General features: G+C 71.9%; 13 protein-coding genes. 6 read left to right on the top strand and 7 right to left on the bottom strand.

Going from position 1 to position 15,912, the window contains the following annotated elements; translation table 11 throughout:
- Positions 1–22 precede the first annotated feature (22 nt).
- The gene (locus ABD858_RS02445) at positions 23–1,711 is read right to left on the bottom strand and encodes an urease subunit alpha (protein ID WP_345034227.1); all 1,689 of its coding nucleotides are present in this window, start codon (positions 1,709–1,711) and stop codon (positions 23–25) included.
- Entirely contained in the window at positions 1,708–2,286 is a 579-nt protein-coding gene (locus ABD858_RS02440; protein WP_345034226.1) for an urease subunit gamma, read from the bottom strand. Before ABD858_RS02440 ends, ABD858_RS02445 begins: the two co-directional genes overlap by 4 nt.
- A 123-nt stretch (positions 2,287–2,409) precedes the next feature.
- Here ABD858_RS02440 and ABD858_RS02435 point away from each other — a divergent pair, with 123 nt between their 5' ends.
- Entirely contained in the window at positions 2,410–3,627 is a 1,218-nt protein-coding gene (locus ABD858_RS02435) for a PucR family transcriptional regulator (RefSeq protein ID WP_345034225.1), read from the top strand.
- 411 nt (positions 3,628–4,038) lie between these two features.
- On the opposite strand, the gene ABD858_RS02430 is transcribed toward ABD858_RS02435, so the two are convergent.
- Both ABD858_RS02430 and ABD858_RS02425 read right to left on the bottom strand, forming a co-directional pair.
- Positions 4,039–5,289, bottom strand: a complete 1,251-nt coding sequence (locus tag ABD858_RS02430) for a DegT/DnrJ/EryC1/StrS family aminotransferase (protein ID WP_345034224.1) — start codon at positions 5,287–5,289, stop codon at positions 4,039–4,041.
- 190 nt (positions 5,290–5,479) lie between these two features.
- On the bottom strand, positions 5,480–6,595 hold the full coding sequence (locus ABD858_RS02425) for a GNAT family N-acetyltransferase (RefSeq protein WP_345034222.1): 1,116 nt from the start codon (positions 6,593–6,595) through the stop codon (positions 5,480–5,482).
- Positions 6,596–7,050: 455 nt separating this feature from the next.
- On the opposite strand from ABD858_RS02425, the gene ABD858_RS02420 reads away from it, so the two are divergent.
- Positions 7,051–8,862: an ABC transporter ATP-binding protein gene (locus tag ABD858_RS02420; RefSeq protein ID WP_345034219.1), complete on the top strand. Its 1,812-nt coding sequence runs from the start codon at positions 7,051–7,053 to the stop codon at positions 8,860–8,862.
- 149 nt (positions 8,863–9,011) lie between these two features.
- On the opposite strand, the gene xylA is transcribed toward ABD858_RS02420, so the two are convergent.
- Positions 9,012–10,184, bottom strand: a complete 1,173-nt coding sequence (gene xylA / locus ABD858_RS02415; RefSeq protein ID WP_345034218.1) for a xylose isomerase — start codon at positions 10,182–10,184, stop codon at positions 9,012–9,014.
- Positions 10,185–10,292: 108 nt separating this feature from the next.
- Between xylA and xylB the strand changes: the two genes are divergently transcribed.
- Both xylB and ABD858_RS02405 read left to right on the top strand, forming a co-directional pair.
- Positions 10,293–11,756, top strand: a complete 1,464-nt coding sequence (gene xylB / locus ABD858_RS02410) for a xylulokinase (RefSeq protein ID WP_425586137.1) — start codon at positions 10,293–10,295, stop codon at positions 11,754–11,756.
- A gap of 102 nt (positions 11,757–11,858) precedes the next feature.
- Positions 11,859–13,004, top strand: a complete 1,146-nt coding sequence (locus ABD858_RS02405) for an ROK family protein (RefSeq protein WP_345034214.1) — start codon at positions 11,859–11,861, stop codon at positions 13,002–13,004.
- A gap of 268 nt (positions 13,005–13,272) precedes the next feature.
- On the opposite strand, the gene ABD858_RS02400 is transcribed toward ABD858_RS02405, so the two are convergent.
- Positions 13,273–13,581 (bottom strand): TraR/DksA family transcriptional regulator, encoded by a 309-nt coding sequence (locus ABD858_RS02400; protein WP_345034212.1) that lies wholly within the window; start codon positions 13,579–13,581, stop codon positions 13,273–13,275.
- Positions 13,582–13,596: 15 nt separating this feature from the next.
- Positions 13,597–13,923, bottom strand: a complete 327-nt coding sequence (locus tag ABD858_RS02395; protein ID WP_345034211.1) for a TraR/DksA family transcriptional regulator — start codon at positions 13,921–13,923, stop codon at positions 13,597–13,599.
- 349 nt (positions 13,924–14,272) lie between these two features.
- Between ABD858_RS02395 and ABD858_RS02390 the strand changes: the two genes are divergently transcribed.
- Together ABD858_RS02390 and ABD858_RS02385 are read left to right on the top strand one after the other, a co-directional pair.
- Complete coding sequence (locus ABD858_RS02390; RefSeq protein WP_345034209.1) at positions 14,273–15,226, top strand: HAMP domain-containing sensor histidine kinase; 954 nt, start codon at positions 14,273–14,275, stop codon at positions 15,224–15,226.
- Positions 15,223–15,888, top strand: a complete 666-nt coding sequence (locus ABD858_RS02385) for a response regulator (protein ID WP_345034207.1) — start codon at positions 15,223–15,225, stop codon at positions 15,886–15,888. The genes ABD858_RS02390 and ABD858_RS02385 overlap by 4 nt, the downstream gene beginning before the upstream one ends.
- Positions 15,889–15,912 lie beyond the last annotated feature (24 nt).

Genomic DNA, 15,912 nt, shown 5'->3' with positions numbered 1-15,912 from the left:
GGGCCGGGTGGCCGGGGCCGGTTCAGGCCAGGTTCTGCAGGCGGGTCAGCGGCAGGTCGGCGGCGTGGTGGATGTCGACCGGTCGGCCGTCGACGAGGACCGCGTCGGGCGTGGTGGGCACTTGCACCTTCGGCACGGCGGTGTTGGCGACCATGTCGCCGCGGGTCAGGCCGCGGCTGTTACGCAGGGCCGTATAGCGCACTCCCTTGGGGAGGGCATCGGCGGAGGCGCGGTCGTCCAGGCATGCCTGGGAGACGAATACCGTGGACAGTCGGCGCGGAGCCCCGCCCAGGCCGCCGAAGTAGGGCCTCATCACCCGCGGTTGGGTGAGCCGGGTGGAGCCGGAGCCCGATCCCGACAGTCCCCAGGCGACGAAGCCGGACTTGAGCACCAGCTCCGGCTGCGCGCCGAAAGTGGCGGGGCGCCACAGCACGACGTCGGCGATGCCGCCGGGCCGCAGGGAGCCGACGTCCGAGGCCATGCCGTGGGCGATCGCGGGGTTCAGCGTGATCTTGGCAAGGTAGCGCAGCACCCGCTCGTTGTTGACGAAGTCCGGACCGGTCTGCCCGGCCAGGTGGGCCTGGACGTGGGCGAGCTGCCAGGTACGGCGCGCGGTCTCGGCGATGCGGCCCATGCCCATGGAGTCGGAGTTGACGATGCTGATCGCGCCGAGGTCGTGCAGGGCGTTCTCGGCGGCGATGGCGTGCTCGCGCACCCGGCTCGCCGCGATGGACACGTCGCTCTCCACCCCGTGGTGGCCGCCGTGGACGGTCATCGTCATGGGCAGCAGCTCGGCGACGGTGGCCGGGGTAAGCGGCAGCGTCGGGGTGGTGGAGGAGGGCAGCACGTGCGGATGGGAGACGATCTCCAGCAGGTCGGGGTGGCCGCCACCGCCCTCGACGTGGTAGGCGTGCACGGTGCGTCCGCGGGTGGCCGAGAGCGTGTCGGCCAGGTAGCCGGACTCATTGAGGGTGTCGGTGTGCAGGGCGACCGGCAGGTCGGCCTCCTCCGCGACGCCCAGGCAGGTGTCGACGATGCGGGGCGTGGCCCCCCAGTCCTCGTGGATCTTGAAGCCGCCGGAGCCGGCGAGGACCGCACGCTCCAGCAGCTCCTGCGAGGAGGAGGAGCCGCGGGCGAGGAATGCCACGTTGACCGGGGCGTCGCGCCAGCCCTCGATGAGGCTGTGCAGGTTGTATGCGGGGTTGGCGCCGACGTCCCACACGCCGCCGATGCCCATGCCGACCATGGTGGTGACGCCGGCGGAGAGCGCCGCGGGCACCACCTCGGGGCTGGAGAGGTGGACGTGGGAGTCCACGACCCCGGCCGTGGCGAGGAGCCCCTGGCCGTTGATCATCGCGGTGTGGGAGTCGACCACGAGTTCGACGCCGTCGTTGTTCTCCGGGTTGCCGGCCCGCCCGGCGCCGACGATCCGGCCGTCCTTGATGCCGATGTTGGTCTTGCGGACGCCGATCAGCGGGTCCATGACGACCACGCCGAGGATCACCATGTCCAGCGCGCTCTCACGCGGGGCGCGGCCGGCCACGAGCAGGCCGTCGCGGGCGGTTTTGCCGCAGCCGCCGAGCATTTCCTCGCCGGGCTCGGTGTCGTCGGCCTCCACCCGCACCCACAGGTCGGTGTCGGCCAGCCGGATCCGGTCGCCGGCGGTCGGGCCGTACAGGGACGCGTACGCGCGCCGGGGCATCCGGCTCATCGGTTTCCTCCTCGTGCCACCACGGTGACGGTGCGGGTCGCGCCGGGCTCGAACCGGTCCGAGGTCCCGGCCGGGATGTCCAGCCGGTGGCCGCGGGCAGCCTCGCGGTCGAACTCCAGGGCGGTGTTCGCCTCCTCCAGCGGGAAGTGCGAGGAGACCCACACCGCGCGGGCGCCCCGGTTGGTGATCTCCAGCTCCTTGCGCGGGCGACCGGGGGCCAGGTCCGTCTCGCCGTCGGCGGCCAGCACGGCGCCGGGGTCGTTCGGCCCGGCCGGCCCGAACGGGTCGGCGACGTGGACCAGCGTGGAGCCGTGCGGGAAGAGCGCCTCCACCTGAATGCCGGGCACGGTCCCGGCGACTCCCGGCAGCAGCTGCTCGCGCGGGACGACGTCCCGGGCACGCTCGACGACGGTCTCCAGCGGCACGCCGTCCCAGGCCATCTCCAGGATCTCGTCGCACACCAGGGCGATGGCCTCGGTCGCACCGAGCAGGGCGCCGCGGGCCAGCCGCCGCCGTGCGAGCCCGGCGGCCGAGAACAGCGTCAGCCGTTCCTGTTCACGCGGCGTCAAGTGCATGGGCATTCCTCTAGAGATCGTGCACGGCCCGTTGGCCGCGTGGTGTGGCTGAAGCAGAATGCCCTGCTAGGAGGGCGTGAACAATGCCGAAACGCTCCGTGCTGGAGCAGTGATAATGGGCACATGCACAATCCGCCGGATCTTGACGGTCCCTTTCGCGCCCCTGCCGCCCGGCCCGGCGGCGACGGCGGCGCGTCGGTTCCCCCCGAACTGCGCGCCCTCGTGCGCGACTGCCTGGACCACCTGGACGAGCTGGTCGGGCGCTACGTCCGGGAGGTCTCCGCGTTCGACGACTACGAGGCCACGGTCCCGCCCGAGGACCTGCGCGAGGCCGCCCGGGCCTGCTTCGAACTGCTCCTGCGCCTGATCGGCGGCCTGCCGGTGCCCGAGGACCTGCGCGAGGTCCCGGAGCGGCTGGGCCGCCGCCGCGCCCACCAGGGCGTGCCCCTGGAGCGGCTCCTGCAGGCGGTGCGCATGGATTTCCGTGTGCTGTGGACCGCGTTCCTGGAACGCACTCGCCCGGAGGACATGCCGCAGCTGACGCGCGGGGCGGTGCGGGTGTGGGAAGCCGTGGAGTTCCACACCGTGCACGTGCACGCCGCCTACCTGGACCAGGTCGCCGTGCTGGCCCGCGAGCAGGAGCGCGAACAGGCCGCGCTCATGGGCAGGCTGCTGTCCTCGGACGGCCGCGACCAGCAGCTCGTCGCGCAGGCGGCCACCCTCCTCCAGGTGAACGCGCAGTCGGACTTCGCCGTGGCGGTGGCGCCGCCGGAGTCGCAGCAGGAGCTGCGCAGGGCCGTCACGGCACGGCTGACGGGCCAGTCCGCCCACCTGCAGCAGCACAACGGCATGCTGGTGCTCGTGGCCAGGCTGCCGCACGGGGCGGACGCGCCCCCGCCCGCCTGGCTGGACGGCGTGGCATGCGCGGTCGGCCCGGTGGCGCGCGGACTGGCCCGCGTCCCCGACACGGTGCGTGTGACCGAGGCGATTGCCACGACGATGGACGGTGGGACGGCGCAGGGCCCGGTGACCCTGGTCGAGGCCTGGATGCCCGTGGCCGCGGGGCGGCTGGGCCCGATCGCGGGGATGCTGGCCGACTCGGTGCTGTCCGGTCTGGACCGGCTGCCCCCGCACGAGCGCGAGCGCCTGCTGGACACCGTGGTCGCGTACTGCAGGTCCGGGTCGGTCGCGACGGTCACCCGCGAGCTGTACTGCCACCGCAACACGGTGCTCAACCGGCTGAGCCGGTTCAGCGAGCTGACCGGCCTCCACCCCACCAGGCCGACGGAGGCGGCCACCGTCCTGTTCGCCCTGCAGTGCGCCCGCAGCCGGACCGTGTGACCACCTGCGGGACGACCGTCCGCGGCGCGGGCCGTCCGTGGGGCCGCAAACCGGGTCGGGGCGGGTGCGACGAGCGATGGCGGTGCCGGATCCCGGCTCCCTTCAGCCGGGTGTGCCGGGCCGTCTCGCCGGCACCGCTTTCCCGGCCACGCCGCCCCCCACTCTGATGGAAGCCGCCGACCGTCTCGTACGGGTGTGGCGGGAGGCGGCGGAGATGACCGGGCCCGCTCCCTTCGGAGAGGGGCGGCCAGTGAGCGGACTGACATGCCGATCTGCCGGACCCCGATGAGGGACTCGACGAACCGGCTCGATGGCCCGCTCTGATCCGCACAGCGCCGGTGATGCACCGACACCGGCCCGCCGGTGGCCCGATGGGCTGTCACGTGTGTCGTTGCTCGAGCGACCGCTTGGCTACGCGATCGGTCTCAGCGGACCCGGGGATGTCGGTGGCGTGGTGTCCGGGACGGGGATCAGGAATGAGTCATGGGAGGTTTTCGCCTGTTCTCTCGTCAGGGCGTTGGCGATCTTGCGGGCCAGGAGTGGATCGGCCGGAAGCACGTGTGAGGCGAACCAGCGGGCGGCCGACGGGTCGGGGGACGGTTCGACGAACTCCGCGCCCGCGTAGTCGTCGAGCGGGGGGTCGTAGACGTACCCGGCGACCACGCCGTGTCTCACCAGACGATCTACGAGGGTGTCGCGGTCGTGGACCAGGAGCGGAACCCGGAAGAGGGGGAGAGGTCCGTCGTGTGCCGTCGGGTCGCGGAGCGCCGGGGATGCCCAGGCGGTACCCGAGAGCAGCGAGACACCGGCCCTGCGCCGGGTGAGGTCGCCGTCGAGCCGGGCCATCCGCAGCTCCAACTGCCCGCGGACCAGGGCCCCGTGGCGCGACCGGAAGCCGTGCAGGTCGACGCGCACCCACGGCTCGTACGCTGCCAGGTTCGGCGCCTCGCGCCCGCAGAGGGCAAGCCGCGGCGCGTGCAGGGCCATGCGGTAGTCGTCGCGTTCGAGCATCCCGAGGCGTTGCATCGTCCGCCACACAGGACGGACCAGGTGGAGGGTGCGTACGGCTGAACGCGCCAGCGGCCGCAGCGTTGTGGCCAGGTCGTCCTGGAGGCGGCGCGGCACCAGGAGATCGTCGCGCAGCAGCTCCAACTCCCGGCGGGTGCGCGCGTCCTCGACAGCGAGGAAACCGCCGGCCATCGCCGCCGCGTGCTTGGACAGGCTGAACGCAGCCGCCTTCCCGAACGTCCCGATCGGCTGCCCGTCCACGTGTGTGCCGATCGCGTGCGCCGCGTCCTCGAACAGGGGTATCCCCAACTTCTCGCACCGATTGCGCAGTTCCACGATCCGGTCCGGCATCCCGTACAGGTTCGTGGTCAGGACGGCGTCCACGCTCCGCCAGGTGGAGTCCGGTACGGCGGCCGGGTCGATGTTGCCGTCCCACGGGGACACCGGGGCCTGAACCGGGCGCAGCCCGGCCGCGAGCACCACGAAGAGGATCACGTCGTCGTTCACCGGCGACATCAGCACCCGTGCGCCCGGCCGGCACCAGCGCCGCAGCGCAAGGTACAGGGCCAGCCGTGCCGAGGGCGTGTAGACACATTCGCGTCCGAGCCGCCGCGCCATCGTCGCGGCGAGCCGTGACCCGTACGGCATCGTCATCCCTTCCGTCCAGAAGTCGTCCGAGGGACACATACACAGTGCGCTCTCGCGAGCGTCGACCAGGGCAGACCGGGCTTCCGGCAGGGCGGGCCCTCGCCGTCGCGCCGCCCGCCGTGGGGTGGGGAGGAGGCTGCGTCAGCGGTGGGGGCGACGGGGACGCGGTGCGAAGGCCGGGAGTGGGGAAGCCTGTTCAGCGTGCGCGGGGTCCCGCCCTGCCGGAGTCCACCGGACCCGACGTGCGCAGCGTGCCGACCGTCTTCAGCAGCCGGTCGGCCTGTTCGCGCAGCGCGGGATGGGCCAGGACCGTGTTCCGCAGGCCGCGCACCGGTCTGCGCCACAGCCGGTGCGCCGTCGCCACCGGGTGGGGGCGGGTCGCGAACCCTTCACCCACCCGCAGCTCGCGGGTCTTGAGCCAGTCCTTGTATTCCTTGTCGCCGCGTCCCAGATCCATGAGCCGCACGCCGTGCCGGCCCGCCGCCTCGGCCATCCGAAGGTGCATGATCAGCCCGGGCGAGTAGTAGCGGAACTCGGGGTCGTACGCGGTGAACCAGGCCGCGAACACCGTGCGCGATCTCGGTCCGAAGTGTGCGGCCACCGGCCGGTCGCCGGCGTACAGCACCGACAGCACCCCGGTGAAGTGCTCGTCGCGGACCTGGGACAGATGGTTCACCAGGTCGACGATCCACGGCCGCGCGAACCGGTCCATCCGCCCCGTCCGGCGGTACTGGGCGGACTTCCACTGCATGAGCCTGCGCAGCATCCGCGGGTCGCGCTCGTCGAAGACGAACCGCATCTCGCCCAGGTCGCGCCCCAGGCGGCGTTCCTTCTTCAGCGTCGTCTTGGCCAGCCCCGGGTACGTGCCGCGCAGCCACTCCGCGTAGCCGCTGTCAACGCACTCCAGGTCGAGCACCGGTGACGCGAACGTCCCCGTGACGTAGCTGCCGAACGGCTTCTGCTCCTCGACGAGGTGGTCGAACTCGAAGATGGACAGCCCGCAGGCCCGCATTAGTTCCTGCGTGTCCCAGGTGATCCCGGGGCGGTGCACGAGGGCCTGGCAGTCGGAGAGCCCGAGACCGATGGCCCGGCCGACACCGAAGGAGTTGCGCTCGTACGGGAAGAAGCCGACGGGCTCCCCGTTCTCACGCAGGACCGCGACCCGCGCCCGACTGCGGTACTGGCCGATGCCGATCGCGAACTCCGGTGCCAGGAAAGGGTTTGCGTATTCCGGCGACTCGTCCATCGCCCGGTGCCAGGCCCGACGAATTGATGCGCTCAGCTGGTCGGGTCTGTGGACCGTGATGTCCATCTCAGGCCGACCGCCTTTCCGCCGGTTTCACGAGGGACGTACCGGTCGCGGTACCGGTTGGTAAGGCACGGTGTACTCCGTTGCTCAAGGATCGCATGGCGATAGCTCCCCGCTCCCCCCTGACACGCTGTGCGCGTCCTGCCGCTCTGCGTTGCCCAAACGTCGCGGGACAGCATGCAAGTTGTCAAGGCTTGTGCCGCAATGGAAGAGCTGGAGTTCGGGTGGCCCGTGGTTTCGGTGGGTGTGCTGCGGCGGTATCGGCTCGGCGACTCCGACGCGTGGCGGCGACGTCGGCCTGGTTCCGGCCCGCATGGATCCCGACTCGACAGAGGGCAGGGTCGTACCTGTGTGCGAGGTTGTCGGCTGAGGAAAAGACATGGACTCCGCGGGCGCTGTCGCGGGACACTGCAGTTCCTGCCTCCCCGTACTCGTACGCACGACCACACAGGGTTGGGATGGGATCTCCTGAATCGCGCGAAGCGCCGGGCAGGGGCCCGGTGCTCCTCGCACTTCGTCACTACGGACGGGAGTTGGCCCGGCTCCGGTGGCTGACGGTGCCCGCGATGCTGTTGCCGGCGCTGGGCAACATCGGCATCAACTACATCGCGCCGCTGCTCGTCGCGAAGCTCGTCGGCCGAATCGCCGACGACGCCGGTCCCGCCATCGGCTCGACGCTGCCCTACGTCCTCGGCTTCGCCGGCGTTCTGCTGCTCGCGGAGACGCTGTGGCGCATCGGCCTGCACTGCCTGAACCGCCTCGATGCCCTCGGCATCGAGCACCTGTACGTGATCGGGATGGACGAACTGTTCGCCAAGGACGCCGCGTTCTTCCACGACAACTTCGCCGGGTCGCTGACCAAGCGGGTCCTGAGCTTCGCCTCCCGCTTCGAGGAGTTCGTCGACACGCTGACGTTCTCGGTCGTGGGCAGATTCGTGCCGCTGGTGTTCGGGTCGGTGGTCCTCTGGCGCTACGAACCGCTGCTCGTCGTCGGGCTCCTGGCGATGATCGCTCTGACGGCGCTGTGCGTGGTGCCCCTCATCCGCCGCCGCCAGGCGCTCGTCGGCCAGCGCGAGGAGGCGTTCGCCCGGGTGTCGGGCCATGTCGCCGACAGCCTGATGAACATGGACACGGTCCGGGCGTTCGCAGCCGAGGAACGCGAGGCCGCCGAGCACCGGTCCCGCGTCGCGGTGTCGCGGCGGCTCACGCTGCGGTCGTGGGACTACGGCAACCTGCGCATCGACACGCTGGTCGCGCCGATGTCCGTGCTGACCAACGCGCTGGGCCTGCTGCTCGCGGTCGCGCTGGGCGGGGGCAGGCACGGCGTGGAGGCGGTTGTGGTCGCCTTCACGTACTACACCAACGCGACGCGGATCATGTTCGAGTTCAACCAGATCTACCGCCGTCTGGAGAGTTCGATGACGGAGGCCGCGCAGTTCACCGAGCTGCTGCTGAAGCCGCCGACCGTGCTCGACCCGGCGTCGCCGGAGCCGCTGCTGTCCCGGGCCGCCGACGTCCGCTTCGAGCAGGTGACCTTCGCCCACGCGGGCGCGGAGCCGCTCTTCGAAGGCCTCGACCTGGCCGTGCCCAGTGGAGCGAAGATCGGTCTCGTCGGCCGGTCCGGCGGCGGCAAGACCACGCTCACCCGGCTGCTGCTGCGGATGACGGACATCGACGCAGGCCGGATCCTGATCGGGGGTCAGGACATCAGCAGGCTGCGCCAGGCCGATCTGCGCAGCCTGATTGCCTACGTGCCGCAGGACCCGGCGATGTTCCACCGCACCCTGCGGGACAACATCGCGTTCGCCCGGCCGGACGCCACCGACGCCGACCTCCGCCGCGCGGCCGAGGCTGCGCACGTGACGGAGTTCGCCGACGCGCTGCCGGACGGATTCGACACCATGGTGGGCGAGCGCGGTGTCAAGCTGTCCGGCGGGCAACGCCAGCGGGTCGCCCTCGCCAGGGCGATCCTGCGCGACGCGCCGATCCTGCTGCTCGACGAGGCGACCAGCGCCCTGGACTCGGAGAGCGAGATCCTCGTCCAGGAGGCGCTGTGGCGGCTTATGGAGGGGCGTACGGCGCTCGTCGTGGCGCACCGGCTGAGCACGGTCGCCACCATGGACCGGCTGGTCGTCCTCGACCGCGGGCGGATCGTCGAGCAGGGCACGCACCAGGAGCTGCTCGTGTCGGGCGGCGCCTACGCGAAGCTGTGGCAGCACCAGTCGGGCGGCTTCCTCGACGACACCCCCGCGCGGGCCGACCTGCACTGAACGCGAGCCCGGCGGGTCCGTCGCACTGGGCCGTGGAGCTCGTGACGCAGGTCGGGGCCGCCGAAACCCGCGAGGCGGCGCCGCGGCGCGGCAGTACCAGGAGCCGATCCGCCGAGCCGACCCCTGACACCGGCGGTCCGCGGATCCTCTCAGCGCGCGCCGAGCAGGTGCTCCATGGCCAGCTGGTCCAGCTGCTCGAAGGCCATGCCGCGCCGGGCGGCGGTGTCGGCGTCGAACTCCTCGAATGCGGTCCGGTCGGTCAGGAGTCCGGCGAGGCCGTCCTCGGCGGTCGGGACGGCGAGTTCGGGCAGGCGGGAGGCGGCCAGGGCGGCCTGGACGTCGGGGTCGGCGCGGAAGGCGCGGGCACGCTCGGCGAGCAGCAGGTAGTTGCGCATACAGGCCGCCGCCGAGGCCCAGACACCGTTGAAGTCCTCAGTGCGCGGTGGCTTGAAGTCGAAGTGGCGCGGGCCGTCGTAACCGGCCGACTCCAGCAGGTCGACCAGCCAGAAGGCCTGGCGCACATCGCCCGCGCCGAAGCGGAGGTCCTGGTCGTACTTGATGCCGGACTGGCCGTTGAGGTCGATGTGGAACAGCTTGCCGTGCCACAACGCCTGGGCGATGCCATGGGGGAAGTTGAGCCCGGCCATCTGCTCGTGGCCGACCTCCGGGTTGAGGCCGACGCGATCCGGGTGCTCCAACTCGCCGATGAACGCCAAGGCGTGACCCACCGTGGGCAGCAGGATGTCGCCGCGCGGCTCGTTGGGCTTGGGCTCGATGGCGAAGCGCAGGTCGTAGCCCTGGGTCTCGACGTACTCGCCGAGCAGGTCGAAGGCCTCCTTGAGCCGGTCGAGCGCGGTGCGCACGTCCTTGGCCGCGCCCGACTCGGCCCCCTCACGTCCGCCCCAGGCGACGTAGACGGCCGCGCCCAGCTCCACCGCCAGGTCGATGTTGCGGATGGTCTTGCGCAGGGCGTAGCGGCGCACGTCGCGGTCGTTGGCGGTGAACGCGCCGTCCTTGAAGACGGGGTGGGTGAACAGGTTGGTGGTGGCCATCGGCACGCGCAGACCGCTCGCGTCCAGAGCGGCGCGGAAGCGCTTGACCGCGTGCTCGCGTTCGGCGTCGCTCGCACCGAAGGGGATCAGGTCGTCGTCGTGGAAGGTGACGCCGTAGGCGCCGAGTTCGGCCAGCCGCCGTACGGTCTCGACCGGGTCGAGGGCCGGGCGGGTGGCGTCGCCGAAGGGGTCGCGGCCCTGCCAGCCGACGGTCCACAGGCCGAAGGTGAACCTGTGCGCGGGGGTGGGGTCGGGCGGCTCGATGCTCATGGACATGGCTCCCCCTCTATTAGTCATGGCAGAAAACAAATTAGGGTGCGAGAGTCGCGGAGGGAAGCCCCACGTCAGCTGACGCCCATGAGTCGGGAGAACACAGGCATGGTTGGACCCTTGTCCGGACCCCGTGTCGTGATCGGCGTGGACAGCTCCACGCAGTCCACCAAAGCCCTTGCCGTCGACCTGGACACCGGTGCGGTGCTCGGTCAGGGCCGGGCGGCGCACACGGTCAGCAGCGGACCAGGACGCGAGAGCGACCCGGAGCAGTGGTGGAGGGCGCTCGGCGAGGCCGTGGCGCGGACCGGCTGGGCAGACCGCGCAGCCGCCGTCTCGGTCGCCGGCCAGCAGCACGGGCTGGTCACCCTGGACAGGGCCGGGCGGCCCGTACGGCCCGCGCTGCTCTGGAACGACATCCGCTCCGCCCCGCAGGCCGTCGAACTCACTGCCGCGTACGGCGCACAGGAGATCGCCCGGCGCACGGGCAGCGTGCCGACCGCCGCCTTCACCGCCGCCAAATGGGCCTGGCTGCGCGCTCATGAACCGGCCGCCGCCGAGCGCACCGCCGCCGTCCGCCTGCCGCACGACTTTCTGACGGAGCGTCTGACCGGCGAGCCCGTGACCGACCGCGGCGACGCCTCCGGCACCGGCTGGTGGACACCGGCGGGCTACGACGCCGGAATCCTCGATCGCATCGGCCTCGACATGTCGCTGCTGCCCACCGTCCTGGAACCAGGTGTCCGGGCAGGATTCGTACGCACGGACGGCCCCTTGCGCGCCGGAATGCCGGTGGCGACGGGAACCGGCGACAACATGGCCGCCGCGATCGGCCTCGGACTCGGGCCCGCCCCGGCCGCTGACCGCGCGCCGGCCCAGCCGGTGCTCAGCCTCGGCACCTCCGGCACCGTCTACGCGGTGACCGCCGGGCGGCCCCAGGACACGACCGGCACCGTGTGCGGCTTCGCCCACGCGCTGTACGGCTGGCTCCCACTCGCCTGCACCCTCAACTGCACGCTCGCCGTCGACCGCATCGCGGCCCTGCTCGGACGGGACCGCGAAGCGGTCGAGGCGGGCGGCAGCGCGGTCGTGCTGCCCTACCTGGACGGCGAGCGCACGCCCGATCTGCCGGACGCCAGCGGGCTCATCCACGGCCTGCGCCACGACACAACGCCGGGCCAGCTCCTCCAGGCCGCCTACGACGGTGCGGCCCACGCGCTGCTCACCGCGCTGGGTGAGGTCCTGCGAGCCGGTGGCGTGGACGACGACCCGCGGCGGCCGTTGCTGCTCATCGGCGGCGGCGCCCGCGGACGTGCCTGGCCACGGACGGTCCAGCGGCTGTCCGGACGGCCGGTCCAGGTGCCACGGGCGCAGGAGCTGGTCGCACTCGGCACCGCGGCCCAGGCGGCCGCACTCCTCACCGGGGAATCCGCCGACGCGGTGGCCCGCCGCTGGCGCACCACCGAGGGACCGCTGTTCGAAGCGTTGGACAGGGACGTGGACACCGTGGAGCGGATCGCGGATACGCTGCGGCGGGCCGGAGCTCTCCAGCGGTCCGTCACGTCCGGCTGAGGCCGGGGCCCGAGGGCCGCGACCATGCCGATGGGAAAGGGATCCGAGACCTTGCCGAGCCGGCGCTCGCCCGAGGCAGTCGGGCCGGCCTCCCAGAAGGGGATGCGCCGCCAGAACCTGGCGCTGGTGCTCGCCACCGTCGCCGCACGGAGCCCGCTTTCGCGTGCCGACGTGGCCGGACACACCGGACTGACCCGAGCCGCGGTCTCCAGCCTGGCGGACGAGCTGATCGGAGCGGGCCTTCTGGTCGAGGGCGAGAGCGCGCCGCACGGCAGAGTCGGCCGCCCGGGCCGCGCACTGACACTTGACCCGAACGGAGCCGCGGGGCTCGGGCTGGAGATCGGGATCACCCGTCTCGGGGCCTGCGTCGTGGACCTGAGCGGCGAGGTCCGCCTCCTGGAGACCGTGCCGGTGGACAACCGGGACCGCTCACCGGCGGAGGTCTTCGCGGACCTGGCCGCGCTCGCCACGGCCGCCGCCCGCTCGGCCGGCGACCTCGGGCTGCGCCCGGCCGGCACCGTCATGGCCGTGCCCGGCGTTCTGGGGCCGGCTTCCGGCACGATCGAGCACGCGCCGAACCTCGGCTGGCACGGTGTCGCACTGGCCGACCACTGGCCGACCGGCACGCCGCGGCCGGAGATCGAGAACGAGGCCAACCTCGGTGGCCTGGCCGAGCTGTGGGCGGGGACCGACGACGAAACCCTGGTGCACGTCTCCGCCGAGGCGGGCATCGGCGCGGCAATAGTGATCGACGGACGGTTGTTCCGCGGGGCCCGCGGCTACGCCGGCGAACTCGGGCATGTACCCGTGCACCCCGACGGGCCGCTCTGCCCCTGCGGCGCGCGCGGCTGCCTGGAGCAGTTCGCCGGCGTCCGAGCCGTACTCCGCGACGCCGGACTGCGGCCGGGCGGGCGCGACCCGGTCACCGCCCTCACCGAGGCTGCCCGTGCACACGACAGACGCACGCTCACAGCGCTGGAACGGGCCGGGGCGGCGCTCGGGATCGCACTCACGTCCGCGGTCGATCTGCTCGACCCGTCCGCGCTCGTCCTCGGCGGAGCGTACGGGGAGTTGGCGGACTGGCTGTTGCCGGCCATGCGGTCGGAGCTCGCAGCCAGGGTGACGGTCCGCCCATGGGATCCGCTCGCACTGCGGGCCTCCTCGCTCGGCCGGCGTGGACCCCTCCTGGGGGCCGCCGAGCTGACGGTCCGTCGGATCCTGCGGGATCCCGCCGGGCTGTGGGCGTGATCCGACAGGGACTGCCGGCGCGACCGGCCGCCGCCCCCACTGCCGGCGGTGCGGGCGCGTGCTGAGATGCCGAGGCGTACCGCTCGGGGTCCTGCCGACGGATACGCAGCGCCACGTACAGCCCGGCCGCCAGGATCAGCGGCAGCGGCGCCGGCAGGACGGCGTTCACGATCCCACAAGAGGACGTCACGAAGCCCGCCGAGTCGGAGGTCGTCTCCGGCTCGGCGGGCTTTCGCTGTTGATCCCGGGTTCGCGTCGCGCGACCGTGTCACCGACCCGCGTCCCGGACCTGCTGGCAGCGGGTGCAGTAGCGGGCCTGCGGCACGATCTTCAGTCGCCGCAGGGTGATGGGGCGCGTGCACAGATGGCAGTTGCCGTACCGGTCCTGGTCCATCCGATCCAGGGCCGCTTCCACATCGGTGAGGACCATGCGGGCGGAGGCGGTCGGCCGGACGTGGACGTCGGTCCGAAGCTGCTCCAGGCGGAAGAGACGCTGCTCATGCAGGCTCTCGCGCAGTGTGGCGAGGTCCTCGGGGGCCAGGCCCGCGTTGTTGGCGGCGACGACCTGATTCTTCACGGCTTCACCCTTCGGTCAGCCGGTACGCCGCTGACAGCCGACGCAGCAGCTCGTGTACGGCAGGATCTCCAGCCGTTCGACCGGGATGGGCTTGGCACAGTCCTGACAGGTCCCGTAGCTGCCGTCCTGGAGACGCTCGAAGGCGGTGTCGATCTGCTTCAGCACACGCTTGAGGGAGGTCTTCTGCGCCTTCATGAGGTCGTCGGCGGCCTCGGGCCCGGCCTCCTCGATCGCACTGAGCTGGGCGAGCCGGGAGTTGCGCTCGTGCTCGAGGCGCTGACGGACCTCGGGCGCGATGAAGCGTTCGGGACGGGGGCCGGGGCGGTCCGTGTCGAGCGTCATCAGTGCGTTCCTTTCTGCGGAACCGGTGGCCACGGATGGTCGGCACCGGGTGGTTCAGACTCCACCCTGGTCGTCCGGCCGATCCGCGGCCATCGGTCGCAGCACCCATTTCCGGGGGGACGAGGAGTGCAGGCGGCCGGGGGCGGGGGCGCACCGGACGGTCCCGGATGGGTGCCGTATCCCATCGACTGCGGCGGCCAGGACCGGGCAAGCTGGCCGCAGCAGGGGGCAGGCGGCTGCGAACGCTGGATTGTCCCGATACACGAGCGAGTCCGACCCGGGGCCGGCGCTCGGTGACGCGTAGCAGATAGTGGTGGGGATCGTGACGACGAAGGAGGCTTGACACCCCGTGTCCTTGTTCTGGCGGATCTTCGGGCTCAACGCCCTGGTGCTCGGCTCGGCCACAGCGCTGTTGCTGTGGGCGCCGGTGACCGTCTCGGTGCCGGTGCTGCTCACCGAAGCCGTCATCCTGGTCGGTGGTCTGGGCATCATGCTGGTCGCCAATGCCGCCCTGCTGCGTATCGGACTGGCCCCGCTGGACCGGCTCGCCGGACTGATGACCACGGTGGACCTGCTCCGCCCCGGCCAGCGGCTGCCCGTGCCCGCCCAGGGCGGGGTCGCCGAGGTGATCCGCACCTTCAACGACATGCTCGACCGGCTGGAGGCCGAACGCGCCACCAGTAACGCCCGGGTCCTGTCCGCCCAGGAGTCCGAGCGGCGCCGTATAGCGCAGGAACTCCACGACGAGGTCGGCCAGAGCCTGACCGCGGTGCTGCTGGGGCTGAAGCGAGCGGCGGACCGGGCGCCCGAGCCCCTGCGCGCGGAGCTGCAGCAGGCGCAGGAGATCACACGTGAGAGCCTCGACGAAGTCCGCAGGCTCGCCCGCAGACTGCGCCCCGGTGTGCTGGAGGACCTCGGCCTGGTCAGCGCGCTGACGTCGTTGACCACCGATTTCGCCACCCATACCGGGCTGGACGTCAGGCGCCGGTTCGACGCGGACCTGCCGCTGTTGGACCGGGAGACGGAACTGGTGCTCTACCGCGTCGCCCAGGAAGGTCTGACCAACATCGCCCGCCACGCCGAGGCGGAACACGCCGAGCTGGCCCTGCACAGCACCCCCACCGCTGTGGTGCTGCGCATCGGCGACGACGGCCGCGGTATCGGGCTCGCCCACGAGGGCGCCGGCATCCGCGGCATGCGTGAACGCGCCCTGCTGGTGGGCGCCACGCTGGACATCGAACCCGGCCCGGCGGGCGGCACGTGTGTGTCCCTGTCGGTGCCCACCGCCGAGAAGGGCGCATGACCTTGACCGATACGGCTGTCACCCGCATCCTTCTCGCCGACGATCACGCGCTGGTCCGCCGGGGCGTGCGGCTCATTCTGGACAGCGAACCCGACCTCCAGGTCGTCGCCGAGGCAGGCGACGGCGCGGAGGCCATCGCCATGGCCCGTACCCACAGCGTCGACCTGGCCGTCCTCGACGTGGCCATGCCCCGGATGACGGGTCTCCAGGCCGCGCGGGAACTGTCCGCGCTCCAGCCCGGCCTGCGCATCCTCATGCTGACGATGTACGACAACGAGCAGTACTTCTTCCAGGCCCTCAAGGCCGGCGCCTCCGGGTACGTCCTGAAGTCCGTCGCCGACCAGGATCTGGTCGCGGCCTGCCGGGCGGCGAAGCGCGGTGAACCTTTCCTCTACCCCGGCGCGGTCACCGCTCTCATCCGCAACTACCTCGACCGTGTCCGGCACGGCGAGGAGGTACCGGACACGGTCCTGACCGTACGCGAGGAGGAGGTCCTCAAGCTCATCGCCGAGGGCAACTCCTCCAAGGAGATCGCGGAAACGCTGGTCATCAGCATCAAGACCGTCCAGCGTCACCGGGCCAACCTGCTGCAGAAACTCGGCCTGCGCGACCGTCTGGAGCTGACCCGCTACGCCATCCGGGCCGGCCTGATCGAACCCTGACCTGCCGCCCGTGCAGCCCCGGGG

Origin of the sequence: Streptomyces sannanensis, assembly GCF_039536205.1 — a bacterium.
Lineage (GTDB): Bacteria > Actinomycetota > Actinomycetes > Streptomycetales > Streptomycetaceae > Streptomyces > Streptomyces sannanensis.
Note: the sequence above shows the minus strand (reverse complement) of the source record. Positions and strands in the feature narration are given on the sequence as shown.

Excerpts from the sequence above, each read along its gene's own strand:
- xylB (WP_425586137.1), top strand. The coding sequence starts at position 10,293 with ATGGTTGGACCCTTGTCCGGACCCCGTGTCGTGATCGGCGTGGACAGC.
- ABD858_RS02430 (WP_345034224.1), bottom strand. The coding sequence starts at position 5,289 with ATGACGATGCCGTACGGGTCACGGCTCGCCGCGACGATGGCGCGGCGG.
- ABD858_RS02405 (WP_345034214.1), top strand. The coding sequence starts at position 11,859 with ATGCGCCGCCAGAACCTGGCGCTGGTGCTCGCCACCGTCGCCGCACGG.
- ABD858_RS02440 (WP_345034226.1), bottom strand. The coding sequence starts at position 2,286 with ATGCACTTGACGCCGCGTGAACAGGAACGGCTGACGCTGTTCTCGGCC.
- ABD858_RS02425 (WP_345034222.1), bottom strand. The coding sequence starts at position 6,595 with ATGGACATCACGGTCCACAGACCCGACCAGCTGAGCGCATCAATTCGT.
- ABD858_RS02445 (WP_345034227.1), bottom strand. The coding sequence starts at position 1,711 with ATGAGCCGGATGCCCCGGCGCGCGTACGCGTCCCTGTACGGCCCGACC.
- xylA (WP_345034218.1), bottom strand. The coding sequence starts at position 10,184 with ATGAGCATCGAGCCGCCCGACCCCACCCCCGCGCACAGGTTCACCTTC.
- ABD858_RS02420 (WP_345034219.1), top strand. The coding sequence starts at position 7,051 with ATGGGATCTCCTGAATCGCGCGAAGCGCCGGGCAGGGGCCCGGTGCTC.
- ABD858_RS02435 (WP_345034225.1), top strand. The coding sequence starts at position 2,410 with ATGCACAATCCGCCGGATCTTGACGGTCCCTTTCGCGCCCCTGCCGCC.
- ABD858_RS02385 (WP_345034207.1), top strand. The coding sequence starts at position 15,223 with ATGACCTTGACCGATACGGCTGTCACCCGCATCCTTCTCGCCGACGAT.
- ABD858_RS02395 (WP_345034211.1), bottom strand. The coding sequence starts at position 13,923 with ATGACGCTCGACACGGACCGCCCCGGCCCCCGTCCCGAACGCTTCATC.